General features: G+C 68.3%; 27 protein-coding genes. 19 read left to right on the top strand and 8 right to left on the bottom strand.

The annotated features are described in order from the left end of the window. The 7 genes from I0K15_RS01575 (at window position 1) to I0K15_RS01545 (ending at window position 6,347) form a co-directional block, all read left to right on the top strand. The gene (locus tag I0K15_RS01575) at window positions 1–1,041 is read left to right on the top strand and encodes a Rieske 2Fe-2S domain-containing protein (protein WP_196103707.1); all 1,041 of its coding nucleotides are present in this window, start codon (window positions 1–3) and stop codon (window positions 1,039–1,041) included. After that, a complete protein-coding gene (locus I0K15_RS01570; protein WP_230374232.1) occupies window positions 1,038–1,784 on the top strand; it encodes a hypothetical protein in 747 nt (248 codons plus the stop codon). Before I0K15_RS01575 ends, I0K15_RS01570 begins: the two co-directional genes overlap by 4 nt. Beyond that, window positions 1,784–2,035, top strand: coding sequence for a hypothetical protein (locus tag I0K15_RS01565; protein ID WP_196103706.1), 252 nt, complete (start codon window positions 1,784–1,786; stop codon window positions 2,033–2,035). The genes I0K15_RS01570 and I0K15_RS01565 overlap by 1 nt, the downstream gene beginning before the upstream one ends. A gap of 73 nt (window positions 2,036–2,108) precedes the next feature. Beyond that, window positions 2,109–3,269 carry an FAD-binding domain-containing protein gene (locus I0K15_RS01560; protein ID WP_196103705.1) on the top strand — a complete coding sequence of 387 codons (1,161 nt, stop codon included), beginning with the start codon at window positions 2,109–2,111 and terminating at the stop codon, window positions 3,267–3,269. A gap of 146 nt (window positions 3,270–3,415) precedes the next feature. Continuing rightward, entirely contained in the window at window positions 3,416–4,423 is a 1,008-nt protein-coding gene (locus I0K15_RS01555; protein WP_196103704.1) for a sugar ABC transporter substrate-binding protein, read from the top strand. 80 nt (window positions 4,424–4,503) lie between these two features. Beyond that, window positions 4,504–5,577: an ABC transporter permease gene (locus tag I0K15_RS01550; RefSeq protein WP_196103703.1), complete on the top strand. Its 1,074-nt coding sequence runs from the start codon at window positions 4,504–4,506 to the stop codon at window positions 5,575–5,577. Then, on the top strand, window positions 5,574–6,347 hold the full coding sequence (locus I0K15_RS01545) for an ATP-binding cassette domain-containing protein (protein ID WP_230374231.1): 774 nt from the start codon (window positions 5,574–5,576) through the stop codon (window positions 6,345–6,347). The genes I0K15_RS01550 and I0K15_RS01545 overlap by 4 nt, the downstream gene beginning before the upstream one ends. A 38-nt stretch (window positions 6,348–6,385) precedes the next feature. Here I0K15_RS01545 and I0K15_RS01540 read toward each other — a convergent pair whose 3' ends face one another. From I0K15_RS01540 to I0K15_RS01530, 3 genes are all read right to left on the bottom strand, one after another. Further along, complete coding sequence (locus I0K15_RS01540) at window positions 6,386–7,264, bottom strand: ribokinase (protein ID WP_196103701.1); 879 nt, start codon at window positions 7,262–7,264, stop codon at window positions 6,386–6,388. Between the two features lie 97 nt (window positions 7,265–7,361). Then, complete coding sequence (locus tag I0K15_RS01535) at window positions 7,362–8,270, bottom strand: mechanosensitive ion channel family protein (RefSeq protein WP_196103700.1); 909 nt, start codon at window positions 8,268–8,270, stop codon at window positions 7,362–7,364. 51 nt (window positions 8,271–8,321) lie between these two features. Continuing rightward, window positions 8,322–9,719, bottom strand: a complete 1,398-nt coding sequence (locus I0K15_RS01530; protein WP_196103699.1) for a glutamine synthetase family protein — start codon at window positions 9,717–9,719, stop codon at window positions 8,322–8,324. A gap of 226 nt (window positions 9,720–9,945) precedes the next feature. Here I0K15_RS01530 and I0K15_RS01525 point away from each other — a divergent pair, with 226 nt between their 5' ends. Together I0K15_RS01525 and I0K15_RS01520 are read left to right on the top strand one after the other, a co-directional pair. Then, a complete protein-coding gene (locus I0K15_RS01525; protein ID WP_196103698.1) occupies window positions 9,946–10,197 on the top strand; it encodes a hypothetical protein in 252 nt (83 codons plus the stop codon). Beyond that, entirely contained in the window at window positions 10,194–10,586 is a 393-nt protein-coding gene (locus tag I0K15_RS01520; RefSeq protein WP_196103697.1) for a hypothetical protein, read from the top strand. Before I0K15_RS01525 ends, I0K15_RS01520 begins: the two co-directional genes overlap by 4 nt. A gap of 93 nt (window positions 10,587–10,679) precedes the next feature. Here I0K15_RS01520 and I0K15_RS01515 read toward each other — a convergent pair whose 3' ends face one another. Beyond that, a complete protein-coding gene (locus I0K15_RS01515; RefSeq protein WP_196103696.1) occupies window positions 10,680–11,468 on the bottom strand; it encodes an SDR family oxidoreductase in 789 nt (262 codons plus the stop codon). A 117-nt stretch (window positions 11,469–11,585) separates the two neighbouring features. Here I0K15_RS01515 and I0K15_RS01510 point away from each other — a divergent pair, with 117 nt between their 5' ends. The 10 genes from I0K15_RS01510 (at window position 11,586) to I0K15_RS01465 (ending at window position 20,352) form a co-directional block, all read left to right on the top strand. After that, the gene (locus I0K15_RS01510; RefSeq protein ID WP_196103695.1) at window positions 11,586–12,671 is read left to right on the top strand and encodes a polyamine ABC transporter substrate-binding protein; all 1,086 of its coding nucleotides are present in this window, start codon (window positions 11,586–11,588) and stop codon (window positions 12,669–12,671) included. Further along, a complete protein-coding gene (locus tag I0K15_RS01505; protein WP_230374230.1) occupies window positions 12,668–13,768 on the top strand; it encodes an ABC transporter ATP-binding protein in 1,101 nt (366 codons plus the stop codon). The genes I0K15_RS01510 and I0K15_RS01505 overlap by 4 nt, the downstream gene beginning before the upstream one ends. A 172-nt stretch (window positions 13,769–13,940) precedes the next feature. Further along, window positions 13,941–14,822, top strand: a complete 882-nt coding sequence (locus tag I0K15_RS01500; protein WP_230374421.1) for an ABC transporter permease subunit — start codon at window positions 13,941–13,943, stop codon at window positions 14,820–14,822. Further along, complete coding sequence (locus I0K15_RS01495; RefSeq protein ID WP_196103693.1) at window positions 14,822–15,619, top strand: ABC transporter permease subunit; 798 nt, start codon at window positions 14,822–14,824, stop codon at window positions 15,617–15,619. The genes I0K15_RS01500 and I0K15_RS01495 overlap by 1 nt, the downstream gene beginning before the upstream one ends. Continuing rightward, complete coding sequence (locus tag I0K15_RS01490; RefSeq protein ID WP_230374229.1) at window positions 15,619–16,197, top strand: LOG family protein; 579 nt, start codon at window positions 15,619–15,621, stop codon at window positions 16,195–16,197. The genes I0K15_RS01495 and I0K15_RS01490 overlap by 1 nt, the downstream gene beginning before the upstream one ends. After that, complete coding sequence (locus tag I0K15_RS01485) at window positions 16,194–16,637, top strand: GNAT family N-acetyltransferase (RefSeq protein ID WP_196103691.1); 444 nt, start codon at window positions 16,194–16,196, stop codon at window positions 16,635–16,637. Before I0K15_RS01490 ends, I0K15_RS01485 begins: the two co-directional genes overlap by 4 nt. A gap of 146 nt (window positions 16,638–16,783) precedes the next feature. Next, a complete protein-coding gene (gene sseA / locus I0K15_RS01480) occupies window positions 16,784–17,635 on the top strand; it encodes a 3-mercaptopyruvate sulfurtransferase (RefSeq protein ID WP_196103690.1) in 852 nt (283 codons plus the stop codon). Then, window positions 17,632–18,183, top strand: a complete 552-nt coding sequence (locus I0K15_RS01475) for a GNAT family N-acetyltransferase (protein ID WP_196103689.1) — start codon at window positions 17,632–17,634, stop codon at window positions 18,181–18,183. The genes sseA and I0K15_RS01475 overlap by 4 nt, the downstream gene beginning before the upstream one ends. 8 nt (window positions 18,184–18,191) lie before the next feature. Continuing rightward, window positions 18,192–19,370, top strand: coding sequence for an amino acid aminotransferase (locus I0K15_RS01470; RefSeq protein WP_196103688.1), 1,179 nt, complete (start codon window positions 18,192–18,194; stop codon window positions 19,368–19,370). A gap of 64 nt (window positions 19,371–19,434) precedes the next feature. After that, the gene (locus tag I0K15_RS01465) at window positions 19,435–20,352 is read left to right on the top strand and encodes an ornithine cyclodeaminase family protein (RefSeq protein ID WP_230374228.1); all 918 of its coding nucleotides are present in this window, start codon (window positions 19,435–19,437) and stop codon (window positions 20,350–20,352) included. A 151-nt stretch (window positions 20,353–20,503) separates the two neighbouring features. On the opposite strand, the gene I0K15_RS01460 is transcribed toward I0K15_RS01465, so the two are convergent. From I0K15_RS01460 to I0K15_RS01445, 4 genes are all read right to left on the bottom strand, one after another. Next, window positions 20,504–23,191 (bottom strand): sensor histidine kinase, encoded by a 2,688-nt coding sequence (locus tag I0K15_RS01460; RefSeq protein WP_196103687.1) that lies wholly within the window; start codon window positions 23,189–23,191, stop codon window positions 20,504–20,506. A gap of 4 nt (window positions 23,192–23,195) precedes the next feature. Continuing rightward, window positions 23,196–23,432: a hypothetical protein gene (locus I0K15_RS01455; RefSeq protein WP_196103686.1), complete on the bottom strand. Its 237-nt coding sequence runs from the start codon at window positions 23,430–23,432 to the stop codon at window positions 23,196–23,198. After that, window positions 23,429–23,806 carry a response regulator gene (locus I0K15_RS01450; protein WP_196103685.1) on the bottom strand — a complete coding sequence of 126 codons (378 nt, stop codon included), beginning with the start codon at window positions 23,804–23,806 and terminating at the stop codon, window positions 23,429–23,431. Before I0K15_RS01450 ends, I0K15_RS01455 begins: the two co-directional genes overlap by 4 nt. Before the next feature lie 99 nt (window positions 23,807–23,905). Beyond that, on the bottom strand, window positions 23,906–25,192 hold the full coding sequence (locus tag I0K15_RS01445; protein WP_196103684.1) for a short-chain fatty acyl-CoA regulator family protein: 1,287 nt from the start codon (window positions 25,190–25,192) through the stop codon (window positions 23,906–23,908). Window positions 25,193–25,401 lie beyond the last annotated feature (209 nt).

Below are 25,401 nucleotides of genomic sequence, written 5' to 3'. Positions count from 1 at the left end.
ATGAGCGTGAAGTACATCCCCGTCCAGTGGAACCGGAACAAGTGGCTCTATGACGGGGTGCTGATCGCGGCGGCCGGGCTCTACCTCTGGGTCTTCGTCACGCTGGTGCCGCCGGCGCTCGACCATGAGCGGGCGATCACGGGGCAGATCCACAACGCGCGCGCCTTCGGGACCTGCGCCTTCCTGATGCTGACGGTGATCCTGTGCATCGGGCCGCTCGCCCGGCTCGACGACCGGTTCCTGCCGCTCCTCTACAACCGGCGGCATTTCGGGGTGCTGACCTGCTTCGTGGCGCTGACCCATCTGGGCTTCATCCTCGACTGGTACTACGCCTTCTCACCGACGCCGAAGCTGGAGGGGCTGCTGACCGCCAACACCGCCTTCGGCCAGGTGCTCGGCTTCCCGTTCGAGGCGCTGGGGATCTTCGCGCTGATCGTGCTGCTGGTGATGGCGGCGACCAGCCACGATTTCTGGCTGAAGTTCCTGACGCCACGGCTGTGGAAGAGGCTGCACTGGCTCATCTATCCGGCCTATGCCGCCGTCGTGGGCCACGTGGCGCTGGGCGCGTTGCAGGACCAGACGCATCCGGCGCTCGCGATCATGACGGTGGGCTCCGCCGCCCTAGTCGGCTGGCTGCACGTCGCGGCGGCGGTGAAGGCGCGGCACGAGCCACGGCCCGAGGCCTGGGTGCCGGTCTGCGAGGCTCGTGAGCTGCGCGACGGCTTCGCCCGGATCGTGGACCTCGGCGGGGGCGAGCGGGTGGCGGTGTTCCGCGAGGGGCGGCTGCTCTCCGCCATCTCCAACGCCTGCGCTCACCAGAACGGGCCGCTGGGCGAGGGACGTGTCGTCGATGGCTGTGTCACCTGTCCGTGGCACGGCTTCCAGTACCGCCTCCACGACGGCCGTTCGCCGGAGCCGTTCACCGAGAAGGTGCCGACCTACAACCTGCGCCTCGACGGGCTGACGGTGATGGTCGACCGCCACGCCAATCCGCCGGGTACCGCCGTGCCGCCCGTGCCGCTGCCGGAGGAGATCCCATGAGCGAGCGTCCCTTCTTCGTCGGTTATCTCGGCGTGCCCGCCGGGCTGCGGACCTGGCTCCTCGCCATTGCTGCGGGGCTGGTCGCGGGCTTCGGCCTCGCCGCCTGGATCATCGGGGTGACGCAGGCCGATCCGGGGACGGGGGCGTTCCGCTTCGATCTCGGGCGGCAGGACGTGACCGGCGTCATCACCATGGAGCCCTATCCGATCCTGCATGTGAGCGAGGGGACGGAGGCCGTGCCCGCGGGCCGCTCCATCCTGCTGTCGGGCGGAGGCAAACGGGGTGTGCAGGGGCGCGTGGGCGAGGGCGGGCTGTTCCTCGCCTCCGGCCAGCTTCTCCAGCGCGGCGATCTCGACATGATCCAGGTGCGCGGCGGGCAGAACGGGCTCGCTGCGCAGGACGGCGAGGTGCCCGCGGTGGCCGAGGAGGATCTGGGCCGCTGGCGTCTGGCCGGCGAGATGTGCGACGGCAAGTGCCTTGCGGGTGCCATGCGCCCCGGGCGCGGCATCGCGCATCGCGCCTGCGCCAACCTCTGCGTCGTGGGAGGCGTGCCGCCGGTCTTCGTTTCCACGCAGGCCGTGGAGGGCTCGGAGTTCCTGCTCCTCGGCGGGCCGGATGGCGGGCCGCTGGAGGGCGATCTCTACGACTACATGGCGCTCTATATCGAGGTGGAGGGGCAGCTCCTGCGCCGGGGCGAGATGCTGGTCTTCCTGATCGATCCCGACACGATCGAGGTGCTGTGATGCGCATCGCGGGCCTGATCCTCGCCACGGTGCTCATCGCGCTGATCTGGTACACATCGCGCTACTGGGATCTCGCGCTCTGGCCGCGGGAGGGGCTCTTCGGGGTCGAGGCGATCCGGCCGCAGGGCGATCTGGTCACGCAATGGACCCAAGGCACGCCCTGGCGGCCCTACAACATCGTGCTCTGGGCGATCGGCTGGTTCCTGGTGCTCAGCTTCGTCCAATGGGTGCTGGAAAAGGTGCGCCGCTGACCTGCGGCACCGCGCCCCGCTGACCCGCCGCCGCGCCACGATAGCTGACGGCCTCACGCAACGAGGAGGCCGCATGACCGACTGGACCCCGACCCGCGATGCCGGGCTCGCGCAACTGGAGGCGTTCCTGCCCCGCGCCGGTCGCCAGTACCGCGACCGGCGCAACCACGATTTCGGGCCCGAGGACCGCTCCAATGTCTCCGCCCTGTCGCCGTGGCTCGCGCATCGGCTGGTGCATGAGCGCGAGGTGATCTCCGCTGCGCTGGCCGAGCATGGGCCGGAGGGCGCAGAGAAATTCGTGCAGGAGGTCGTTTGGCGCGGGTACTTCCGCGGCTGGCTGGAGCAGCGGCCGGGCGTCTGGCATCAGTATGTCGATGCGCGGGAGCGGGCGCTGATGGCGCTCGACAAGGACAAGGCGATGCGCGCCGACTGGGAGGCGGCGGTCGAGGGCCGCACCGGCATCGAGGGGTTCGACGACTGGGCGCAGGAACTGGCGGCACATGGCTGGCTCCACAACCACGCCCGCATGTGGTTCGCGAGCATCTGGATCTTCACCCTGCGGCTGCCGTGGAGCTTGGGCGCCGACTTCTTCCTGCGGCACCTGATGGACGGCGATGCGGCGTCGAACACGCTGAGCTGGCGATGGGTCGGTGGGCTGCACACGAAGGGCAAGACCTACCTCGCGCGGCGCGACAACATCCGCAAGTACACCGGCGGGCGCTTCGATCCGGAGGGGCTGTCGGACGAGGATCCGATCCCGGAGGCGGCGGAGACGCCGGATCCCACGCCGCTGCCGCAGGCCGATGCCGAGCCGGCGGAGGCGCTGTGGCTGCTGACGGAGGATGACCTGTCGCCCGCGCCCGAGGGGCCGGTCGCGGCGCTCGACGGTCCGACGGCGCGCAGCCCGCTGGAGCTTGGCGCACACGCCGCAGCGTTCACCCGCGGTGCGCTCGATGATGCGGCCGGGCGCCTCGACGCCGCGCGCGTCAGCAGCGTCGAGGAGATCGTGCAAGCGGCCCGCGATGCCGGGCAGGACACCATCGCTCTGCGCCGCCCCCTCGCCGGCCCCGTCGCGGATCGGCTGGAGGGGCTCCGCGCTGCGGCCGAGGGCGCGGGCCTCGCGCTCCACCTCACCCGCGATCCCTACGATGCCGCCGTCTGGCCGCATTGCCGCAAGGGCTTCTTCGCGGTCAAGAAGCAGATCCCGCGCCTCGTCGACGAGCTGGAGCTTTGAGCCCAACCTTTTGTTGACGAAAGCAACTTCGCCGTGTGTCATCTGACGTTGGGGAGGGCCCGGCCGCCGGGTCTCCTCCGCCGGGTGGCCGCAGAACGAGCGATAGCCGCAGCCCGCCCGGTGTGGATCCACTCTGGGAGGATAGAATGAAAGCATTCGGCATCGCGGCAGGGCTTGTCCTGTCGTTCGGGGCGACCGGCGCGCTGGCGCAATCGGCCTGCCTCATCACCAAGACCGACACCAACCCGTTCTTCGTGAAGATGAAGGAGGGCGCGGAGGCCAAGGCCGCGGAGCTCGGCATCACCCTCAACTCCTATGCGGGCCGCATCGACGGCGACCACGAAAGCCAGGTGGCCGCGATCGAGACCTGCATCGCGGCGGGGGCCGACGGCATCCTGATCACCGCGTCGGACACCGCGGCGATCGTGCCGGCGGTCCAGCAGGCGCGCGACGCAGGCATCCTCGTCATCGCGCTCGACACCCCGCTGGAGCCGATCGATGCGGCGGATGCGACCTTTGCCACCGACAACTTCCTCGCCGGGGAGCTGATCGGCCAATGGGCCGCGGCGACGCTGGGCGATGAGGCGGCGAACGCGAAGATCGCGATGCTCGACCTCGCCGTATCGCAGCCGTCGGTCGGCGTGTTGCGCGACCAGGGCTTCCTGCAGGGCTTCGGCATCGACCTCGGCGATCCGAACCGCTGGGGCGACGAGACCGATCCGCGCATCGTCGGCAACGAGGTGACCGCCGGGAACGAGGAGGGCGGCCGCACCGCAATGGAGAACCTGCTGACGCAGGATCCGGAGATCAACGTGGTCTACACCATCAACGAGCCCGCCGCGGCCGGAGCTTACGAGGCGCTGCGTGCCTTCGGGCGGCAGGATGACGTGCTCATCGTCTCCGTCGATGGCGGCTGCCCCGGCGTGCAGAACGTTGCGGACGGCGTGATCGGGGCGACCTCCCAGCAGTACCCGCTGCTGATGGCCTCCCTCGGCATCGAGGCGATCGCCGCCTATGCCGCCGACGGCACGTTGCCGGAGAACACGCCCGGCAAGGAGTTCTTCGACACCGGCGTGGCGCTGGTCACCGACCAGCCCGCCGACGGCGTGGAGTCGATCAGCGTCGAGGAAGGCATGGACCTCTGCTGGGGCTGAGCCTTTCGTGATAGCATCGGCGCGGGCGGCAGGATCGCCCGCGCCAAGGCCCGCGAAGAGGCCGCCGACGGGAGGAGAACATGACCGAGACGACGGGCCCGTCCCGCGACGACTACGAATCCGGGCTGGAGGGCAGCTCCACCGACGTGGCGAGCTTCGAGGGCGGCCGGGGTCCGCTCTACCGCATCCACGGCTTCCTGCATTCGACGCCCTCGGCGGTGCCGCTGATCGTGCTGGTGGCGAGCGTTCTGACCTTCGGCCTGCTGGTCGGGGAACGCTTCTTCTCCCCCTTCGCGCTGACGCTGGTGCTCCAGCAGGTGGCGGTGATCGGCATCGTGGGCTCGGCCCAGACGCTGGTGATCCTGACCGCGGGGATCGACCTGAGCGTGGGCGCGATCATGGTGCTGAGCTCGGTCGTCATGGGCCAGTTCGCCTTCCGCTACGGCCTGCCGCCGGAGATCGCGGTGCTCTGCGGCTTTGCCGTGGGCGCGCTCTGCGGCTTCATCAACGGGGTGCTGGTGGCGATCATGCGCCTGCCGCCCTTCATCGTGACGCTGGGCATGTGGCAGATCGTGTTGGCAGCGAATTTCCTCTATTCCGCTAACGAGACCATCCGCAGCCAGGAGATCGCGGAGCAGGCGCCTCTGCTCCAGTTCTTCGGCGAGCGGATCGAGATCGGGGGTGCGGTCTTCACCTATGGCGCCATCGCGATGGTGCTGCTGGTGCTGGGGCTGCACTATGTGCTGACGCAGACCGCGTGGGGCAGGCATGTCTACGCCATCGGCGACGATCCGGACGCGGCGGAGCTGTCGGGCGTGCGGGTAAAACACACGCTGATCTCCGTCTATGTCCTTTCCGGTCTGATCTGCGCGCTCGCGGGCTGGGTGCTGGTGGGCCGCATCGGCTCCGTCTCGCCCACCGCGGGGCAGTTCGCGAATATCGAGAGCATCACCGCCGTGGTGATTGGGGGCATCTCGCTCTTCGGCGGACGCGGCTCGATCCTCGGGATGCTGTTCGGCGGCCTGATCGTTGGCGTGTTCTCGCTGGGCCTGCGCCTGATGGGGACCGATCCGCAATGGACCTACCTGATGATCGGCGTGCTGATCATCGCCGCCGTCGCCGTGGACCAGTGGATCCGGAAGGTGTCGTCATGAGCGCCCCCATCCTCACCGCCCGCGGGCTCGTGAAGCGCTACGGCCGGGTGACGGCCCTCGACCGCGCCGATTTCGACCTCTATCCCGGCGAGGTGCTGGCGGTGATCGGCGACAACGGCGCCGGAAAGACCTCGCTGATCAAGGCGCTGTCGGGGGCCGTGCGGCCAGATGCGGGGGAGATCCGGCTCGACGGGCAGGTGGTGGATTTCCACGCCCCGCAGGACGCGCGCGAGGTCGGGATCGAGACGGTCTACCAGAACCTCGCGCTGTCCCCCGCGCTGTCGATCGCCGACAACATGTTCATGGGACGGGAGCTTCGGAAACCGGGCCTGATGGGCAAGCTCCTCCGCCGTCTCGACCGGAAGGAGATGGAGCGGCAGGCGCGCGACAAGCTCTCCGAACTGGGGCTGATGACGATCCAGAACATCAATCAGTCGGTGGAGACCCTGTCCGGCGGCCAGCGGCAGGGGGTCGCCGTTGCCCGCGCCGCCGCCTTCGGCTCCAAGGTCATCATCATGGACGAGCCGACGGCCGCGCTGGGCGTGAAGGAGAGCCGGCGGGTGCTCGAACTCATCAACGATGTGCGCGGCCGGGGGATGCCGATCGTGCTGATCTCCCACAACATGCCGCATGTGTTCGAGGTCGCGGACCGGATCCACGTCCACCGGCTGGGCCGCCGCCTCTGCGTGATCGATCCGAAGGCTTATTCGATGTCCGATGCGGTTGCCTTCATGACCGGGGCGAAGGAGCCGCCGGCCGAAGCCGCCTAAGCGACCGCCCCGGACCCGATCCGGGGCCGTTCGGCACGCTACCGCATCAGCTTGTCGATGGCGGCGGCATCCGGCATCGCCGATTGCGCGCCTTCGGCCGTACAGGCGAGCGCGCCGGCGACCGCCGCGCGGCGCAGCGCATCGGGCAGGGGGAGCCCGGCGTCGAGCCCGGCGGCGAGCACGCCGGTGAAGCAGTCGCCCGCGCCGGTTGTGTCCACCGGGATGATGCTGGGCGCGGAGACGCGGTGTACCAGCCCCCCCTCGAAGGCCGTGGCCCCCTGTGCGCCGAGCGTGACCACGGTGGTCACGTCATGCGCGGCGGCGATCGCCTTCGCCGCCCCCTCCGCCGTGGCGCGGGAGAGGTCGAACTGCCGGGCGGTCGCGTAGGCCTCGCTCTCGTTCATCACGAGGATCTCGATTTGGGCCAGCGCGTCCGCCGTGATCTCGCGCGCAGGGGCGGCGTTGTGGATCACGCGCAGGCGCCTCTGCGCTGCGGTATGCGCCTCGGCGACCGCTTCCGCGGCGATCTCGTTCTGGGTGACGAGGATGCCGCCCGCGGGCAAGTCGCGCGCCTTGGCGACGGCGTTCGCGCCGGGGGCGACGATGATGCTGTTCTCGCCATCCGCGGCCACGCCGATCAGGGCGAGGCCGGTGGGCGCGCTCACCTCCGCGACCCCGCTGCAATCGACGCCCGCCGCCTGCAATCCGCCGAGCGCGGGCGCCGCGAAGGCGTCCTTGCCCACCGCGCCGATCATCGCCACCCTGGCGCCTGCCCGGGCGGCGGCGACTGCCTGGTTCGCGCCCTTGCCCCCGGGATGCATCCGGTAGGCGCCACCGCTCACGGTCTCGCCCGGCGCGGGCAGGCGCGCGACGGGAACCACGAGATCCAGGTTTATCGAGCCGAAGACGACGATCATGGGTAAAAGCCTGCGCACCCCTTCCGGGCCTGCGCAAGGTCGAAGCTGCAACGGGCGAAGACACTTGCAGGCATAAGTTCAGATGAGGAGCATCGTTTCACGCTGTGGAAGGCGCCTCGGCCTCGTTCCTCGCCTCAGGCAAAGGCACCGGGCTGTCTGCCTTGAAGGTCAGGGTGCGGTAGGGGAAGGGGATCTCGATCCCCGCCTCGTCGAGCGCGCGCTTGACCGCGGCGACCACCTGATCGCGGCTCGCGCGGATGTCGAGGGGCCGCGATCCGGTCCACCACGCGATCTCGAAATCGATGGAGGACGCGCCGAAGGCCTGGGCAAAGACCTGCACGTCGCGCACGTCGTTGCGCACGCTGTCGACATTGCGCACGGCCTCCAGGATCACATCCCGCGCCGCGTCCACATCCTCGCCATACGCCACACCGCAGATGATGCTGGTGCGGCGCAGCTCCGTATCCGTGCGCACGACGACGGGGTTCTGGAAGAGCTGCGCGTTGGGCATGACGGCGAGCTGCCCGTCGGTCTGCCGGATCCGGGTGTCGCGGATGGTGATGTCCTCCACCTGCCCCTCGATCCCGGCCTCGTCCGACCAGATGTGATCCCCGATCTTGAAGGGCTCTCGCAGCAGGATGAGGAGCCCCGCGAGGAAGTTCTCGAACACGTCCTTGAAGGCGAAGCCCACCGCGACCGAGCCGAGCCCCAGCGTCGTCAGCGCCCTGCCCGGCGTGACGGAGGGGAACAGGATCGTAGAGGAAATCAACAGCCCCACCACCCAGATCGCGATGCCCGACAGCATCATCAGCACGTCGCGCAAGTTCCGCCGCATCCGCGCGCGCTGCGTGACGCGCGAGACGATCCAGCGCACGAGCCGCACGATGATCCAGGTGAGCAGGATGACGAGGACCGCCGCCGCGATCCGGGGTGCCGCCTCGACCACGCCCGCGGCATAGGTCTCGATCTCGGTCATCATCAGGGACAGAAAGCCGGTCTCGTCCATCACACGCGCTCCTTTGGCGAGGGAGCTAGGGCGTGGAAAGGGCCGGGAAAGTCAGACGTTCAAGAGGAGGTGCTGCCGCTCCCATGGGGAGATCACCTGCATGAACTGCTCGTATTCCGAGCGCTTTACGGCAGTGAAGGTGTCCACGAAGCTGTCGCCGAGGACGCCGCGCAGGTCCTTGCTCTCATCCAGCGCGGTGGTCGCATCGAGCAGGGAGAACGGCAGGTCGCGGTCGCGGCTGTAGGAGTTGCCCTTGACCAGTACCCGCGGCGCGAGGTTCTGCGTGAGGCCGAGGTACCCGCATGCGAGCGTCGCGGCGAGCGCGAGGTAGGGGTTCGCATCGGCCCCGGCCACCCGGTTCTCCACCCGCCGCGCACCGGGGGCGGCGCGGGGGGACCGCAGTCCGGTTGTCCTATTGTCCTCCCCCCAGTCGAGGTTGATCGGCGCGGACCAGCCGGGGATCAGCCGGCGGTAGGAGTTCACGTAAGGTGCGACCAGAACGGTCGCCGCGTGGAAATGCGTCTGCTGCCCGCCGACGAAGGCGTCATGCGCTTCCGTGGGCCGCCCGTCCGCGTCGGAAAAGATGTTCTGCCCGTCCCCGTCCGTGACGCTCACATGGATATGCATGGCGGAGCCGACCTGGTTGCCGTAGGGCTTCGCCATGAAGGTCGCGTAGGTGCCACAGCGCAGCGCCGCCTCCCGGATCAGGCGCTTGTAGAGGAAGACCTCGTCGGCGAGCTTCACCGGATCGCCATGGAGGAGGTTGATCTCGAGCTGTGCCGGCCCCGCCTCCTGAATGATCGTGTCGATCTGGAGGTTCTGCGCGTCGGCATAGTCGTAGATGAGCTCGATCACCTCGTCATATTCGTCCACGGCCGAGAGCGAGAACGCCTGGTTGCCGTGGCTCTGCCGACCGGAACGGCCGACGGGCGGCTCGAGCGGGTAGTCGGGATCGGTGTTGGGCTTCACGAGGTAGAATTCGAGCTCGGGGGCCACGACCGGGTGCCAGCCGCGCTCGGCATAGAGGTCCACCACCCGGCGCAGGACCTGGCGCGGCGCGATCTCAAAGGGCGAGCCGTCCTCCCGCTCCACGTCATGCATGATCTGAAGGGAGCGGTCGTTGGCCCAGGGCACCGCGCGGACCGCGTTGAAATCGGGGGTGAGCACGAGGTCCGGGTCGGTGTAGAGCTGCGGGCCGACCTCCTCGGTATAATCGCCGTTGATGGTGGCGAAGAAGGTGGACATCGGCAGGCGCACGCCGGGCTCCCGCAGGAACTTCGCCGCGGGCATCACCTTGCCGCGCGCGATCCCGGCCATGTCGGGGATCACGCACTCGATCTCCTCCACCCCGTATTCTGAGCACCAGCCGCGCAGCCGCTCCAGCGCATCGGGGGCCGCACCGTCGATCTGGGGCGAGGCGGTGAGGCTGAGCGGATTGCGGGTGGACATCGGGAAGCTCCGGCAAGTGTCTGAAATCGCATAGCACGGGGGCAGGCCGTCTGGTAAGGGCCGAGAGGGCGGACCGCGCGCCGCGCGGGGCGTATTTGGACAAAGAAGAAGGGCGGGGTACTGGAAGGCGAGCCCGGAACAGACTTAGGCACCGGATCGCATGGGAGGCGCTCTGAGCCTGAGGTTCCCTATTGACTCGCATGTTATATAGGTACATTGGTACGAAATGGATAAGAAAATTGAACGTGCTCAAACAGGCATCCGGATTGAAAAGCGCCTTTTGAAAGTCCTCAAGGGGCTGGCCGAGCACTTGGAAATTTCGGTCGGTGATCTCATCGAAGGAATTGCCTTGCATAGCTTTGAAAACAAACCGCCTTTCTCAGCTGATACCATCGCGAAAATCGCCCAGCTCAAGAACGTCTACGACTTCGATTGGACAGCTGACGACAGTCACAAATTCAAGGACATTGAAGAATGAGAAAATTAGAAAGAGTTTCCGAAGTTACCCAAGCATTTGAGGCCCAAACTATTGATAACACTATGTTTCACCATGCCGAACATGTTCAGGTTGCTTATGATCTCTTGAGAAAATACGACTTCATTGACGCTGCTGCGTTTTACGCAAAGGGAATTCGAGAATTGGCAACGAAGGCCGGTTCGCCACAGAAATTCAATCTGACAATCACCTACGCATTTATGAGCCTGATCGCTGAACGATTGGCGACCAAAGCGCATCGCGATTTCAAGGCATTCGTATCAGAAAACCCCGACTTGATGTCTAAGAACGTTTTGGCGCGTTGGTACGCGGACGACCGCCTACATTCTGAAAACGCGCGGAGCATGTTTTTGCTCCCTGAGGCAGTATAGGAGCGCAAATCTAAGGTCAGGAAAGTCCCGCAGAGCAGCCACCGACGCTCTTCTCTTTTTATGATTTTTTAACATGCGCACCCGCTCCGCCCCTCACTCCTCCGCACCACCCGGCACTCCGGCCGAGCCAGCGAGGATGCCGCCGTCGACCGTCAGTTCCGCTCCGGTCATGTAGGGGCACTCGTCGGAGGCGAGGAGGATGGAGAGGGCGGCGATCTCCTCCGGCCGTCCGAAGCGGCGCATGGGTGTGTCGGCGACCAGCGCGTCCATGCGCTGTTGCCGGTCGGGGCCGTCGCCCAGCATCGGCTCCCACATCGGGGTGAGGACCGCTGCGGGGTGGATCGAGTTGCAGCGGATGTTGAGCCCCTGGCCTGCGCAGTAGAGCGCCACGCTCTTCGTGTGGTTGCGCACCGCGGCCTTCGACGCGGCATAGGCCGCGGCCGCGGGAATGCCGACAACGCCCGAGCGGGACGAGATGTTGATGATCGAGCCCGCCCCGCGCGGCCTCATCGCCCTGATGGCATAGCGGCAGCCGAGGAACGTGCCGTCGGTGTTCACCCGGTGCACCGCCTGCCAGTCGGCGAGTGTCGCGTGCTCCGGATCGTGCACCGCGCCGTCCTCCAGCCCCGTGATGCCCGCGTTGTTCACCACCACGTCGCATTCGGGCACGGCGTCGGCGAGGGCGGCCCAGTCCTCCTCCGACCCCACGTCGAGGGGCAGGGCGAGCTGGCCGAGCGTGTCCGCGAGCGGCGCGAGATCCTCCGCCGAGAGATCGGTGAGCACGACCTCCGCCCCCTCCGCCACGAAGGCGCGGGCGATCGCGGCGCCGATGCCGCGGGCCGCGCCGGTCACGACGCAGAGCTTTCCGTCGAGGCGGGGCATGGGGCGTTCCTTTCTCAATCATTTGAGGGGATTGGACGCCGCGGCACGGCACCCCCTTCACAGGTGCAGATAATGCTGCATATGCTCATTCAAACCGATGCCAACAGGGAGCGCATCATGCACAAGACGGCCTGCCTCGCCGCCCTACTGACCACCCTTCCGGCTGGGCTGATGGCCCAGGACGTGCTCAACGTCTACAACTGGTCCGACTACATCGCGGAGGACACGATCGCCCAGTTCGAGGAGGAGTTCGGCGTCACCGTGAACTACGACGTCTACGACTCGAACGAGGTGCTGGAGGCGCGGCTGTTCGCCGGCAATACCGGCTTCGACATCGTGGTGCCGACCTCCGATTTCCTGCGGCGCCAGGCGGCTGCGGGGGTCTACATGCCGCTCGACAGGGACCGGCTGCCCAACCTCGCCAACATGGATGCCGAGCTGATGGAGGCGGCCTCCGCCTACGATCCGGGCAACGAGCATGCCATCATCTACATGTGGGGCACGACCGGCATCGGCTACGACGCCGCCAAGATCACCGAGCGGCTGGGCGAGGATGCCCCGCTCGACAGCTGGTCGCTGATCTTCGATCCGGAGATCGTCAGCCAGCTCGCCGATTGCGGCGTGACGATGCTCGACGCGCCGACGGAAATGCTGCCCGCCGCGATGAACTACTTGGGCCTCGACCCGCGCTCGACCGACACCGCCGATTTCGAGGCGGGCGCGGAGCTGTTGGAGAGCATCCGGCCCCACGTGCGCTACTTCCACTCCTCCCAGTACATCTCCGACCTTGCGAACGGCGATGTGTGCCTTTCGGTCGGCTGGTCCGGCGACATCTTCCAGGCGCAGGCCCGCGCGGCCGAGGCCGAGAACGGGGTCGAGATCACCTATGTGATCCCCGACGAGGGCGCGCTGCAGTGGTTCGACATGATGGCGATCCCGGCGGATGCGCCGAACCCGGATCTCGCGCATGAGTTCATCAACTTCATCATGCGCCCGGACGTGACCGCCGACATCACCAACTACGTCTGGTACGCGAACGCCAACGAAGCGTCGATGGAGCTGGTGGATGAGGAGATCACCTCCGACCCCGCGATCTTCCCGACGGAGGAGACGGCCGAGGGGCTCTACCCCGCGGCGGTCTATGACGCGCGCACGGACCGGACGGTGAACCGGCTCTGGACCCAGGTGAAGACGGGCCAGTGAGCGGGGCGTCCGCGGCGGAGGAAGGCCCCTTCCTCCGCATCCGCAACGTGGTCAAGGAGTTCGACGGCGTGCGCGCCGTCGATGACGTCTCCCTCGACATCCGCCGCAACGAGCTCTTCTGCCTGCTCGGCGGTTCCGGCTCCGGCAAGTCGACGCTGCTCAGGATGCTCGCAGGGTTCGAGCAGCCGACCTCCGGCGCGATCGAGATCGAGGGGCGCGACATGGTCGGCGTCGATCCCGCCGACCGACCCGTCAACATGATGTTCCAGTCCTACGCGCTGTTCCCGCACATGAGCGTGGCGGACAACGTGGCTTACGGGCTGAAGCGGATGGGCGTGGCGAAGGCCGCGCGCGAGGAGCAGGTCGCGAAGATGCTGCGCCTCGTGCGGATGGAGGAATACGCCCGCCGCAAGCCGCACCAGCTCTCGGGCGGCCAGCGGCAGCGCGTGGCACTCGCCCGGGCGCTGGCGCGCGGACCGAAGCTGCTGCTCCTCGATGAGCCGCTGTCCGCGCTCGACCGCAAGCTGCGCGAGGAGACGCAGTTCGAGCTGATGGACATCTTCGACAAGACCGGCACGACCTTCGTCGTCGTCACCCACGATCAGGAGGAGGCGATGACGCTCGCCACCCGGATCGGCGTGATGGACCGCGGCAAGCTGGTGCAGGTCGACACGCCGCGGCGCATCTACGAGTTCCCGCAGAACCGCTTCATCGCCAACTTCGTGGGCAATGTGAACATGCTGGAGGCCTCGGTGGCGGGCGAGGAGGACGGCTTCGTCCGGGTGAACTGCCCGGCCATCGGCGCCGAGGTGCGCGCGGCCTGCGACGGCCCCGCCCCTCAGGCGGGCACGCCCGTCACCCTCGCCATCCGGCCGGAGAAGGTGACGCTGCACACCGACGGCCAGGGCTTCCCGGCGACGGTGGAGGACTACGCCTATCGCGGCGAGGTCACCCGCTACCGCCTGCGCCTGCCGGGCGGGCAGATCCTCGACGTCTCCCGCGCCAATCGCGTGCGCGCCGGCGAGCAGGAGCTCACCTGGGAGAGCCCCGTCCACTACGACTTCGCGCCCGAGGGCGCGGTGGTCCTGCGGGATTGAGGCGCGTGGTTTTCATCTGTCTTCAAATATCCCCGCCGGAGGCTCCTGCTGCCGATGGCGGTTGCCTCCGGCGGGGATATTTCGGGACAGATGAAGGAGCGGGCCGATGAGCGCCGATCTGACCGAGGCGGCCCCGGCGGAGCTGGCCCAGTCCCGTGCGCCGCGGCGCGAGATGCGGGACGGTTGGGGCCGGCGGCTGGTGATCGGGGTGCCGTTCGCGTGGCTGCTGCTCTTCTTCCTCATCCCCTTCGTCATCGTCTTCCTGATCTCGCTCGGCAGCTACGCGTTCGGTCAGCCGCCCTATGAGGCGGCGATCGTCTGGGAGGGGTGGCGGCCGGTCTGGCAGGGGAGCTTCGACAACTATGTCTTCCTGACCGAGGATCCGCTCTACTGGCGGGCCTATCTCGGCTCGGTGCAGATCGCGGGCGGGGCGACAGTGCTGTGCCTGCTGGTCGCGTGGCCCATGGCGTGGATGATCGCGCGGGCGGACGGAAAGTGGCGGACGCTGCTGCTCTTTGCCGTAATCCTGCCGTTCTGGACCTCGTCGCTCCTCCGGATCTATGCGCTGATGGGGCTTTTGCGGCCCGGCGGTCTGATCAATTCGGCGCTGATGGGGCTGGGGATCACCGATCAGCCGATCCAGATGTTGCAGACCGATTTCGCGGTCTACCTGACCATCGTCTTCACCTACCTGCCGCTGATGGTGCTTCCGCTCTACTCGACGCTGGAGAAGCTCGACGGCGCGCTGTTGGAGGCGGCCGCCGACCTCGGCGCGCGGGGGTGGCAGACCTTCTGGACCGTGACGCTGCCGCTCTCGCTGCCCGGCATCATCGCGGGGTGCCTCTTGGTCTTCATCCCGGCGGTGGGCGAGTTCGTGATCCCGAACCTCGTCGGCGCGCAGGATAGTCCGATGATCGGGGACGTGCTCTGGCGGGAGTATTTCAACAACCGCGACTGGCCCGTCGCCTCCGCCGTCGCCATCGTCATGCTGGTGCTTCTTGTCGTGCCCTTCATGCTGCTGCGCAACTCCTCGGCCCTGAAGGGGGAGACGTGATGCTGCGCGCGCTCGCGATCCTCGGCTTCGCGCTGCTCTACGTGCCGCTGGCGGTGCTGGTGGTCTATTCGTTCAACGCCTCGCAATTGGTCAGCGTCTGGGGCGGCTGGTCCACCCGCTGGTATGCGGAGCTCTGGCAGAACGAGCAGGTGATCTCGGCCGCGCTGGTCAGCTTGCGGGTCGCGATCTTCGCCGCAACCATTGGGACGGTGTTCGGCACGGTGATCGGCTACATCCTCTCGCGCTTCGGCGGGTTCCGGCTGCGCACGATGTTCACGGCCATGGCGACAGCACCCATCGTGATGCCGGAGGTGGTGACGGGCATCTCGCTCCTCTTCCTCTTCATCACGATGGAGCAGTGGTTCGGCTGGCCGCAAGGCCGCTCGGTCCTGACCATCGTGATCGCGCATGCGACCTTCGGCATGGCCTTCGTCGCGGTGGTGATCCAGGCGCGGCTCGCGGGCTTCGACCGGTCGATCGAGGAGGCGGCGCGGGATCTGGGCGCGCGCCAGCCGGGGATCTTCCTCGGCATCACGCTGCCGGTGATCGCGCCTGCTGTGGTGTCTGGCTGGCTGCTCGCCTTCACCCTGTCGCTCGACGATCTCGTGATCGCGAGCTTCGTGAGCGGGCAGGGCTCCTCGACGCTGCCCATGGTAATCTACTCCAAGGTCCGGCTCGGCGTGAGCCCGGACGTCAACGCGCTCGGGACCATCGTGATCGCGGTGGTGGCCATCGGATTGCTGGCCGGCCTGCAGATCATGAGCCGGGCCGAGGCGCGGCGGAAACGGGAGGGATGATGGATATCTGTGTCTTCTGCGGGGCGCGCGATGGCGGGCGGCCCGACTACATGAAGGCGGCGCGGGCCATGGGCCACGCCATCGCTCGCTCCGGCGGGCGGCTGGTCTATGGCGGCGGGCATGTCGGGATGATGGGTGCGGTCGCCGATGCCACGCTGGAGCTCGGCGGCGAGGTCGTGGGCGTCATGCCCCACGCGCTGATCGAGGCGGAGATCGCGCATCGCGGCCTCACCGAACTGGTCGAGGTCGACAGCATGCACGCGCGCAAGGAGAAGATGGCGGCACTCTCCGACGGGTTCGTCGCGCTGCCCGGCGGCATGGGCACGTTCGAGGAGATCTTCGAACAGATCACCTGGGCGCAGCTCGGCATTCACCGCAAGCCTTGCGGGTTCCTCAACGTGGCGGGCTACTTCGATGCCGCGACCACGCTGATCGACCACGCGGTGGCAGAGGGCTTCGTCAATGCGGAGTACCGCGCGATGCTGACCTTCGCCGAGACGCCGGAGGCGCTGCTGGAGGCCTTCGACGCCTATGCGCCGCCCCGCTCGAAATGGAGCGCAGAGCCGGTCACGCCGTGATCCGGATCGAACTGGTGCCGCCCGCGCCGGGCGAGGTCTGCGCCCTGCGCGCGCTGACCGGCTGGGGCGCGGTCGAGGAAGACGCGATGCGCGCGGCGCTCGACGCCAGCGTCGTCGTGGTCTTGGCTCGTGACGAGAGGGGCGGGCTGGTCGGCATCGTGCGCGCGGTCGGGGACGGCGTTCTCTACGCCTATGTGCAGGACCTGATCGTGCATCCCGACCATCGCGGCGACGGGATCGCGCGGGTGCTGATGGCGCGGCTGATGGAGGAGCTGCACACCCGGCTCGCACCCGGTGCATCCATCGGGTTGATGGCGGTCGCCGGGTTGGAAGCGTTCTACGCCGAGTTCGGCTTTGCCGCCCGGCCCGCGGGGCGCTACGGCGCGGGCATGACGCTCTTCACCGAACCGGCGGAGCGCCTGGCGGCGCATCCCTCCTGAGCCCTGCGGGCGGACCGGGGCTGTGCCCCGGCAGGTGCGTATTTGGGGAAAGATGAAGGCCACGCCGACACTCGCAGCGCGGGCAATGAACTTGCGCAGACGGGGGTCTCATTATACTCCTGACCCGATTTTCGAGGGAGAGCGCGATGGCGGTGGGCGAGACGGGGCATCTGGTCAGCACGGACTGGCTGGCGGAGCATCTGGGCGCGCCGGATCTGCGCATCCTCGATGCGAGCTGGTACCTGCCCGCCGACAACCGCGATCCGAAAGCGGAGTACGAGGCCGAGCACATTCCCGGCGCCCGCTTCTTCGACATCGACGAGATCTCGGACAGTGCCTCCGACCTGCCGCACATGGCGCCGCCGGTGGAGAAGTTCATCTCCCGCATGCGCGCCATGGGGATCGGCGACGGGCACCGGGTGATCGTCTATGACAGCGCAGGGCTCTTCTCCGCCGCGCGCGTGTGGTGGCTGTTCCGTCTGATGGGCAAGACCGACGTGGCCGTGCTCGACGGCGGGTTGCCGAAGTGGAGGGCTGAGGGTTATCCGCTGGAGGACGAGCCGCCCGTCATGCGCGACCGCCACTTCACCGCGCGCCGCGATGCCACCCGCATCCGCGATGTCACGCAGGTCGCAGCCCAAGTGAAGCTCGCGCAAGAGCAGATCGTCGACGCCCGCTCCCCCGCCCGGTTCCGCGGGGAGGAGCCGGAGGCGAGGCCGGGCCTGCGCGCGGGCCACATACCCGGCTCGCTAAACGTCTACTACAAGGATCTGTTGAACGGCGACGGCACGCTGAAGCAGGGCGACGCGCTGCGCGGAGCCTTTGCCGACGCGGGCGTCGATTTCGACAAGCCGATCATCACCACCTGCGGTTCCGGCGTCACCGCCGCGATCCTCTCGCTGGGACTTGAGGTACTCGGTCACGGGCAGGTCGCGCTCTATGACGGGTCCTGGGCGGAGTGGGGCATGTATGACGATCTGAAGGTGGCCACGGGATGACACTCCACCGCGCCGGGGAGGAGGTTGCCTACACCGTCACCTGGCTGGAGATGACGGCCCGTCCCTCGTATCCGCGTCCCCATGCGCCGATCGGCAAGCCGGTGGCCCTGTTGAAGGCGGAGCATCCGCCGGTCTGGTTCTTCCTCGACCTCTACCGCGCCGTGGGCGCACCCTACGAGTGGACCGACCGCCTGCGCCAACCGGTCGACGAGGTCGCGGACTACGTCCAGGACCCGCAGCTCCACCACTACACCCTGATGCGGGAGGGCTGGCCCGCCGGCTTCTTCCACCTCGATTTCCGCGAGGCGGGGGAGTGCGACCTCGCCTATTTCGGACTGGTGCCCGAAGCGGTGGGCGCGGGGCTCGGCCAATGGCTCCTGCAAACGGCGATCCATATGGCGTGGGACGGGCCGGGCGTTCAGAAGGTGCTGGTGAACACCTGCACGCTGGACCACCCGGCCGCATTGCCGCTCTACCAGAAACAGGGCTTCGTGCCCGTGGCGCAGGAGGAGGCGACCCGCATCCTCAGCGCCGATCGTGAGATGTGAGGTCAGTCATGTTTGCAACGCTTCCCGAACCGCAGCCCGACGCGATCATCGCCCTGATGGCCGCCTTCGCCGCTGATCCGCGGGATGGCAAGGTCGATCTGGGCGTCGGCGTCTACAAGGACGACCACGGGAACACGCCGGTGATGCGCGCCGTCCGCGTGGCGGAGCAGCGGCTGCACGACAAGCAGACCACCAAGACCTACACCAAGCTCGCCGGTGATCCGGCGTTCGTCGCCGCGATGCAGAAGCTCGCGCTGGGCGAGACGCCGGACCGGCTGGCCGGCGCGGCGGCGCCCGGCGGGACCGGCGCGCTGCGGGTGCTCTTCGAGCTGATCGCGCGGGCGGCACCCGGGGCGCGCTTCCACATCTCCGACCCGTCCTGGCCCAACCACGCCGCGATGCTGAAGGCGATGGACAAGGCGCCCGGTGCGTACCCTTACTTCGATGCCGAGACGCGCGGCGTGCGGTTCGAGGAGATGCTCGCCTACGTCAACGGTCTGGGCACCGACGACGTCGTGATCCTGCACGGCTGCTGCCACAACCCGACGGGCGCGAACCTGACGCTCGACCAGTGGCAGCAGCTCACCGACAGCGCGGTGGAGAAGGGCTGGCTGCCGCTGATCGACCTCGCCTATCAGGGCCTCGGCGACGGGTTGGAGGAGGACGTTCAGGGCGTCCGCCACATGGCCGCGCGTCTGCCGCGGCTGATGATCGCCCAGTCCTGCTCCAAGAATTTCGGCCTCTACCGCGACCGGGCGGGCTGCGCCACGGTGCAGTGCGCGGATGCGGATGAGCAGGCGAAGGTCCAGGCGACGCTCGCGAGCGTGAACCGCCTCCTCTATTCCTTCTCCCCCGATCACGGGGCCGCGCTGGTGGAGATCATCCTCAACGACCCCGAACTGCGCGCGGACTGGGAGGCGGAGCTGACCGAGATGCGCGGCCGGATCAACGGCCTGCGTGAGGGGCTGGCCGAGGCGCTGCGGCAGGAGACGAACTCCGACCGCTTCGACTTCATCCGCCAGCACCGCGGCATGTTCTCCCGCCTGGGCGCCACCAAGGAGCAGGTGGAGCAGGTGCGTGAGGAGGCCGGGATCTACATGGTCACCGACAGCCGGATGAACATCGCGGGCCTGACGCAGGACAAACTGCGCGACTTCGCCCGCGCCGCCGCGGCCGCCGGAGTATGACGCCCGCTGTCGGGATCGTGACGGCCTGTTTTCGGCTTCGTTCAAGTGTCCCGGAGCCCCGGCCTTGAGCACGCTCCCCCACATCCGCGCCGAGGATGTCGGGCCCTGCGACTGGCCCGCGCTCTGCGATGCGCTGGAGGCGGGGCATCGCGGGCCGGAGCCCCAGATGGGCGACACGTTCCTGCATCGCGGCGGCGACGTGATGCTCTCGCGCGCCGCCTGGATCGACGGACTCGGCGCGGGGGTGAAGAGCGTGACGGTGCTGCCCGGCAATCCCGCACAGGGGCGGCCGAGCGTGCAGGGCGCGATGCTGATCTTCGACGACGTGACCGGTGCGCCGAAGGCGGTCATCGACAATGCCCTCATCACCCGGTGGAAGACGGCGGCCGACAGCGTGCTCAGCGCCCGGTTGCTGGCGCGGAAGGACGCCCGCCACCTGCTTATCATCGGGGCGGGGGCCGTGGCCGACAGCCTGATCGAGGCCTATCCGGCAGTGCTGCCCGGGATCGAGCGCATCACGCTCTGGAACCGCAGCCCCGAGCGGGCACAGGCGCTTGCCGACCGACACGACGTGGGCGTGGCGGAGGACCTTGCCGCCGCGGTCGCCGACGCCGACATCGTCGCCACCTGCACCATGGCGAAGGAGCCGGTGCTGGAGGGCCGGTGGCTCACCCCAGGTACACACGTCGATCTGATCGGCGCCTTCACCAAGGATATGCGCGAGGCCGATGACGCGGTGCTGACCCGCGGTCGCCTCTTCGTCGATGCCCGCGCCTCGACCATCGGGCATATCGGCGAGCTGACGATCCCGATGGCGGCCGGGGTGATCTCGGAGGCCGATGTGCTCGGCGAGTTCCGGGACATCGTCGCGGGCCGCGCTGGGCGGCAGACGCCCGACGAGATCACCGTCTTCAAGAACGGCGGCGGCGCGCATCTCGACCTGATGACGGCGCAGGTGATCCTCGACCGGGTCCGGTCCTGATTCACCATTTCTGGCCAACGGGTTGGGCCGCGCTACCTCCTCCCACACAACCAAGTCAAGGTGAGGAGCCCATGGTGCGCAACATCATCTATCTGATCGGACTGGTCGTCGTGATCCTGTTCATCCTGCGGGTGCTCGGCATCGCCTGATCCTACTCGGCGGCGGCCAGGTCTTCGGTCCGTGGGTCCTCGACCCGCGGCAGCCGGACACGGAACCGCGCGCCGGGTCCGCCCGGCTCCAGCACCAGGTCGCCGCCGAGATTGCGCATGATCTCCCGACTGATCGGCAGGCCGAGGCCCGCGCTGCCCGCCAGCGTGGCGGAGCCCAGACGGCTGAACTTCTCGAACACCCGCTCGCGGTCGGCCTCCGGAATGCCGGGGCCGTTGTCGGCGATCAGGACGGAGACCGCATCGCCCTTCGCCTGCGTTTGCAGGATGATCGTCGGCGGGTCGCCGCGCCCGTACTTCACCGCGTTGCTGAGGACGTTGATGAAGACCTGCGCGAGCCGGTCGCGGTCCGCGAGGACGCGCACCGCATCGCCCGGCGCGTGGATGAGCTGCACGCCCTCCCGCTTCATCAGCGGCTCGGTCGCGGCCAGCGCCTGATCCAGCACCTCGCCGATCACCAGCGGCTCGCGGTGGAGCGGGCCGCGGCCGGTCTCCAGCACGGAGACGTCGAGGATCTCGTCGAGCAGGCGGGTGAGGCGCTGGCTCTCCTCATGGATGATGGAGACGAAGCGCTGCGCCTGATCGGCTTCCACCTCGCGTCCCTCGCGCAGGATCTCGGCAAAGGAGCGGATAGAGGTCATAGGGGTGCGCAGCTCGTGGCTGACCTGGCTGAGGAAGGCGTCCTTTTGCTCGGAGATCGCGCGGAGCCGGTCATTGGCCCGCTGCAGTTCGGCGGCGGTCTCTTCCAGCTCGCGTGATTTCTCCTCGATCCGGTGGGCGTATTCGACGATCTGCGCGGTCTCGTCGGCCATGCGGATCAGCTCGGGGACGGAGACGGTGCCGTGCCCGCTGATCTGGCTCACCATGGCGTGCGCGGACGACGCGCCGATCGCGCCGGCGAGCGCCTTCTCCAGCCGCTCGGTCAGCTCGGGCGCGGGGTCGGGCAGGCCCTGCGGCTTGCCCTGGCTGCGCGCGATCTCGGTAAACATGCGCCACGCGGTCTCCCGCCCCAGGATGCGCTGGGCGAGCTCGAAGAGGTCCTCGGACTTCGCCGTGCGGCCGAGCCCCATCTCGGGCCGGCTGAGCGAGAAGACGTCGGTGAAAAGCTTCGCCTGCAACTGCTCCAGCGCGCTGGGCCGCGAGAGGAGTGAGCCGATGACCAGCGCGCCCACGTTGACGGCCATGGACCAGAGCGTGGCATGGACCAACGGGTCATCGATGTCCGAGCCGAGCAGGGCGTGCGGCCGCAGCAGCCCGATGCCGAGCGGCCCCTCCGCGATAACCTCGGCCGAGAGCAGGAACGCCCCGTCGAAGCTCGGCAGGAAGAGGGTGTAGGCCCAAGCGGCGAAACCCGCCGTGACGGCGGCAATCGCACCGACCCGCGTCGCCCCGGGCCAGTAGATCGCGGCGAGCGTCGAGGGCAGCAGCTGCGCCGCGCCCAAGAACGCGATCAGCCCGATGGAGGCGAGCGCCCCGGTCCCTCCGGTAATCCGATAATAGATGTAGCCGAGCGCCAAGATGCCCACGATGCTCGCCCGCCGCGAGTTCAGGAGCATCGCCCGCACGTCCCCGCTCGACGTCGGCGCACCGCGCATCGTGCGCAGCCAGATCGGCATGATCACGTGGTTCGACACCATGGTGGAGAGCGCGATGGCCGCCACGATCACCATCGAGGTCGCCGCGGAGAACCCGCCGAGGAACGCCACCAGCGCCAGCGCATCGTTGCCGGTGGCGAGCGGCACGGTCAGCACATAGAGGTCCGGGTTCGCCGGGCTCGGCAGCGTCGTCATCCCCGCAATCGCGATCGGCAGCACGAAGAGCGACATCAGGAACAGGTAGGTCGGGAACGCCCAGGAGGCGGTGGCGACATGGCGCTCGTCCACATTCTCCACCACCGCGACCTGGAACATGCGCGGCAGGCAGATCACGGCGGTGGCCGACAGGAAGACGAGGGTGACCCAGCGCGGCCCGAAGACCTCTCCGCTCAGAAGCTCCCGGTCCGGCAGGCGGCTGAAGATGTCGGCAGGCCCGTCCGCGATCCCCCAGACGACGAAGATGCCGACAGAAGCGAGCGCGACGAGCTTCACGATCGCCTCCAGCGCGATGGCGGTGACGACGCCATAGTGCTGCTCGTTGGCATCGACGTGGCGCGTGCCGAAGAGGATGGTGAAGGCGGCGAGCCCTGCTGCGATCCAGAACGCGGTCAGCGCGGGTCGCGTGGGAACGTCGGAAAAGAGCGCGAAGCTCAGCGACAACGACTGGAGCTGCAGCGCGATGTAGGGCGTGGCAGCCACCACCGCGATCACCGTGACGATGACGCCGATCGCCGGGCTCTTGCCGTAGCGTGAGGAGATGAGGTCGGCAATCGAGGTGATCCGCTGCTCCCGCGCGATGCGCACCAGCTTCCGCAGCAGATACCACCAGCCGAGGAAGGTGAGCGTCGGGCCCACATAGATCGCGGCGAATTCCAGCCCGTTGCGTGCGGCGGAGCCGACCGCGCCGTAATAGGTCCACGCCGTGCAGTAGACCGACAGGGACAGGGTGTAGACCCACGGACTGCGCAGCCAGCCGAACCGGCCCTGCCGTGCCCGCTTCTCCGCCCAGAACGCCACCGCGAAGAGCACCGCCACATAGGCGAGGCAGGCGATGACGATGGTGTTCCAGCCCGGCATCGCCTCAGCCGTCCTCACCCTCGCGGAGCAGTCGGGCCAGGAAGCGCGCCACGACGATCAGCGCGAGCCACAGTCCGAAAAGCCACAGCACGATCAGCGGCACACCCGCCACATCTACCGGCGCTGCGGCAAGCCCGATGAAGGGCGGCAACATCAGGACGGCGGCGAGCACCGGCAGGACCAGCGCGCCGTCGTAGCGGCGCTTGCGGGTGCGCGCGGGCCGGTCCTGAGGCGCGCTCACGGCGCCGGTACGCCGGACAGGCGCCGGGCCTCGGCCACGATCTCGGCATTGGAGAAGGGCTTGGTCACGAACACGTCGGCACCCAGATCCAGCGCCTGCTCCCGGTCACGCGCCTGGCCCTTGGCGGTGAGCATCATCACCGGTGTCCGGGCCAGCACCGCGTCCGCCCGCAGCGCCTTGAGCACGTCGAAGCCGGAGCGGTTGGGCAGCATCACGTCGAGGATCATCAGGTCGGGCCGCAGCCGCGTCGCCTCCGCCAGCGCCTCCGCCCCGTCGGGCACAGTGGTCACCTCGAAGCCCTCGCGCCGAAGCAGGAACGCGAGAGACTCCACGATATTGGCCTCATCCTCGACGATGAGAACGGTTTTCGGCATCTGAACCTCCCGTCCCGCGGTCTGCCCTCTGCCGGGGCGATCCTGCGGGTTTCGAACGACGGTAGCGGGTGGCGCGCGCCGCGGGCAAGGGGCAAAGCATCACGCGTCGATGTCGAGCACAGGCGGTGCGATCCGTTCAGCACAGGCGCGGCGCGCGCAGATCCGGCAGCTCGGACCCACCCGCAGCTCCCGCCCCGGGCCGGTGACGAAGGTGCCCGCCTGCGCCTCCGGCACGATCAGCATCGTGGCCTCGACCCGCGGCCGGGCGCCCGTCGTGGCGGGGCGGTGGAGCTCCGCGTGGCTGATCGCGAGGAAGCGCGCGCCGTCGGGATTGACCACGATATCGGTGTGCGTCAGCCCCGGATCGCGCAGCGCGGTGAAGACGGGCCAGAGCGCGCAGGCCGGAAGCTGGCGGGAGAACGGCCAGTCGGGCCGCGGCCGCCGCAGCACCATCTGGCCCGCGCCGTTCACCACCACCAGCCCCATCTGCGGCAGGTCTGGCGCGGCGAGGAAGGCGAGGCGGCGCATCACCTTGGGCACGTCCGTCCCGGCCCCCGCGGCCAGTGCAGTCAGGTCCAGCGGTGGCACGAGCGCCGTCCGGGGCAGGGCGGCGGCATCGGCCTGCCAGCGGGTGAGCCAGCCGCGCAGCTCGGCCTGCGCTGCATCCGACCGGACGGGCAGGCGGCGGACCACGTCGTCCAGCGTCTCCTCCCCGTTCTCCAGCGTCGGCATGTCGTAGCGCGCCTGTTCGAGGGCCTGGGCCACCTCCTCCTCTGGCGTGGCGGGCGGCGCGTCGCGTTCGATCGCGCGGTCGAAATAGTCGGTGAGCGCGCCCGCCACCTCGCTGAGCCGCTGGCTCTCCCCATGGATCGCGCCGACGAAGCGCTGGCGCTGGCCCGCCTCGATATCCTCGACGCTCGCGAGGATCGAGGCGGTGGAGCGGATCGCGGTGATCGAGGTCAGCATCTCGTGCAGGTCGGCCTGCAGCACGGGATCGTGGGTGAGGCGGTCGCTCAGCGCCTCGATGCTGGTGCGCTGGGCGCGCACGGTCTGGTCGAGGGTGGCGAGCATCCGGGCCCAGCCCGGATAGCGGCCCACGAATTCCTCCACAACGTCGACTTCGGGCGCGTGCACCGGCCAGTCGGCGGCGGCCTCGCGCAGGGCGGCGACGACGCCAAGGGCGGCCTCCTCCCCAAGGGCGGAGGGCGGCACGTCGAGGGCGCGGGCCAGCGCCGTCATCACGCGCCCGGCGACGGGTCGGCGGTTGTGCTCGATGAGGTTGAGATAGGACGGCGAGATGCCCGCCGCCTTCGCCAAACCGGCCTGGGAGAGGCCAAGGGCGCGCCGCCGTTCCCGGATCCGGAGGCCGGCAAAGGATCGGCTCATCGCGAAAAATCCTTTCGTGAACGGGTCTTGCTGCGACGCAATGTAATGTTCTTCACATCATAACAGTTAATGCCTGTAAATAATTTACAAAAAAATACATGTAAAGCAATGGCTTGTTGCTTTGTTGACATATCGCTCGCATCCTGACGTCGGGTCGCGAAAGACCCGCGCCCGGCCATCGCGCATCCAGAACGCGGCAAGACATCCCG

The sequence above is a fragment of the Pontivivens ytuae genome (assembly GCF_015679265.1).
In the GTDB taxonomy this organism is placed as follows: domain Bacteria; phylum Pseudomonadota; class Alphaproteobacteria; order Rhodobacterales; family Rhodobacteraceae; genus Pontivivens; species Pontivivens ytuae.
Note: the sequence above shows the minus strand (reverse complement) of the source record. Positions and strands in the feature narration are given on the sequence as shown.

Coding starts and splice junctions, on each gene's coding strand:
- I0K15_RS01460 (WP_196103687.1), bottom strand. CDS start 23,191: ATGCCGGGCTGGAACACCATCGTCATCGCCTGCCTCGCCTATGTGGCG.
- I0K15_RS01560 (WP_196103705.1), top strand. CDS start 2,109: ATGACCGACTGGACCCCGACCCGCGATGCCGGGCTCGCGCAACTGGAG.
- I0K15_RS01445 (WP_196103684.1), bottom strand. CDS start 25,192: ATGAGCCGATCCTTTGCCGGCCTCCGGATCCGGGAACGGCGGCGCGCC.
- I0K15_RS01550 (WP_196103703.1), top strand. CDS start 4,504: ATGACCGAGACGACGGGCCCGTCCCGCGACGACTACGAATCCGGGCTG.
- I0K15_RS01555 (WP_196103704.1), top strand. CDS start 3,416: ATGAAAGCATTCGGCATCGCGGCAGGGCTTGTCCTGTCGTTCGGGGCG.
- I0K15_RS01530 (WP_196103699.1), bottom strand. CDS start 9,719: ATGTCCACCCGCAATCCGCTCAGCCTCACCGCCTCGCCCCAGATCGAC.
- I0K15_RS01450 (WP_196103685.1), bottom strand. CDS start 23,806: ATGCCGAAAACCGTTCTCATCGTCGAGGATGAGGCCAATATCGTGGAG.
- I0K15_RS01570 (WP_230374232.1), top strand. CDS start 1,038: ATGAGCGAGCGTCCCTTCTTCGTCGGTTATCTCGGCGTGCCCGCCGGG.
- I0K15_RS01500 (WP_230374421.1), top strand. CDS start 13,941: ATGCGGGACGGTTGGGGCCGGCGGCTGGTGATCGGGGTGCCGTTCGCG.
- I0K15_RS01535 (WP_196103700.1), bottom strand. CDS start 8,270: ATGGACGAGACCGGCTTTCTGTCCCTGATGATGACCGAGATCGAGACC.
- I0K15_RS01520 (WP_196103697.1), top strand. CDS start 10,194: ATGAGAAAATTAGAAAGAGTTTCCGAAGTTACCCAAGCATTTGAGGCC.
- I0K15_RS01510 (WP_196103695.1), top strand. CDS start 11,586: ATGCACAAGACGGCCTGCCTCGCCGCCCTACTGACCACCCTTCCGGCT.
- I0K15_RS01495 (WP_196103693.1), top strand. CDS start 14,822: ATGCTGCGCGCGCTCGCGATCCTCGGCTTCGCGCTGCTCTACGTGCCG.
- sseA (WP_196103690.1), top strand. CDS start 16,784: ATGGCGGTGGGCGAGACGGGGCATCTGGTCAGCACGGACTGGCTGGCG.
- I0K15_RS01475 (WP_196103689.1), top strand. CDS start 17,632: ATGACACTCCACCGCGCCGGGGAGGAGGTTGCCTACACCGTCACCTGG.
- I0K15_RS01470 (WP_196103688.1), top strand. CDS start 18,192: ATGTTTGCAACGCTTCCCGAACCGCAGCCCGACGCGATCATCGCCCTG.
- I0K15_RS01515 (WP_196103696.1), bottom strand. CDS start 11,468: ATGCCCCGCCTCGACGGAAAGCTCTGCGTCGTGACCGGCGCGGCCCGC.
- I0K15_RS01575 (WP_196103707.1), top strand. CDS start 1: ATGAGCGTGAAGTACATCCCCGTCCAGTGGAACCGGAACAAGTGGCTC.
- I0K15_RS01525 (WP_196103698.1), top strand. CDS start 9,946: ATGGATAAGAAAATTGAACGTGCTCAAACAGGCATCCGGATTGAAAAG.
- I0K15_RS01565 (WP_196103706.1), top strand. CDS start 1,784: ATGCGCATCGCGGGCCTGATCCTCGCCACGGTGCTCATCGCGCTGATC.
- I0K15_RS01545 (WP_230374231.1), top strand. CDS start 5,574: ATGAGCGCCCCCATCCTCACCGCCCGCGGGCTCGTGAAGCGCTACGGC.
- I0K15_RS01490 (WP_230374229.1), top strand. CDS start 15,619: ATGGATATCTGTGTCTTCTGCGGGGCGCGCGATGGCGGGCGGCCCGAC.
- I0K15_RS01540 (WP_196103701.1), bottom strand. CDS start 7,264: ATGATCGTCGTCTTCGGCTCGATAAACCTGGATCTCGTGGTTCCCGTC.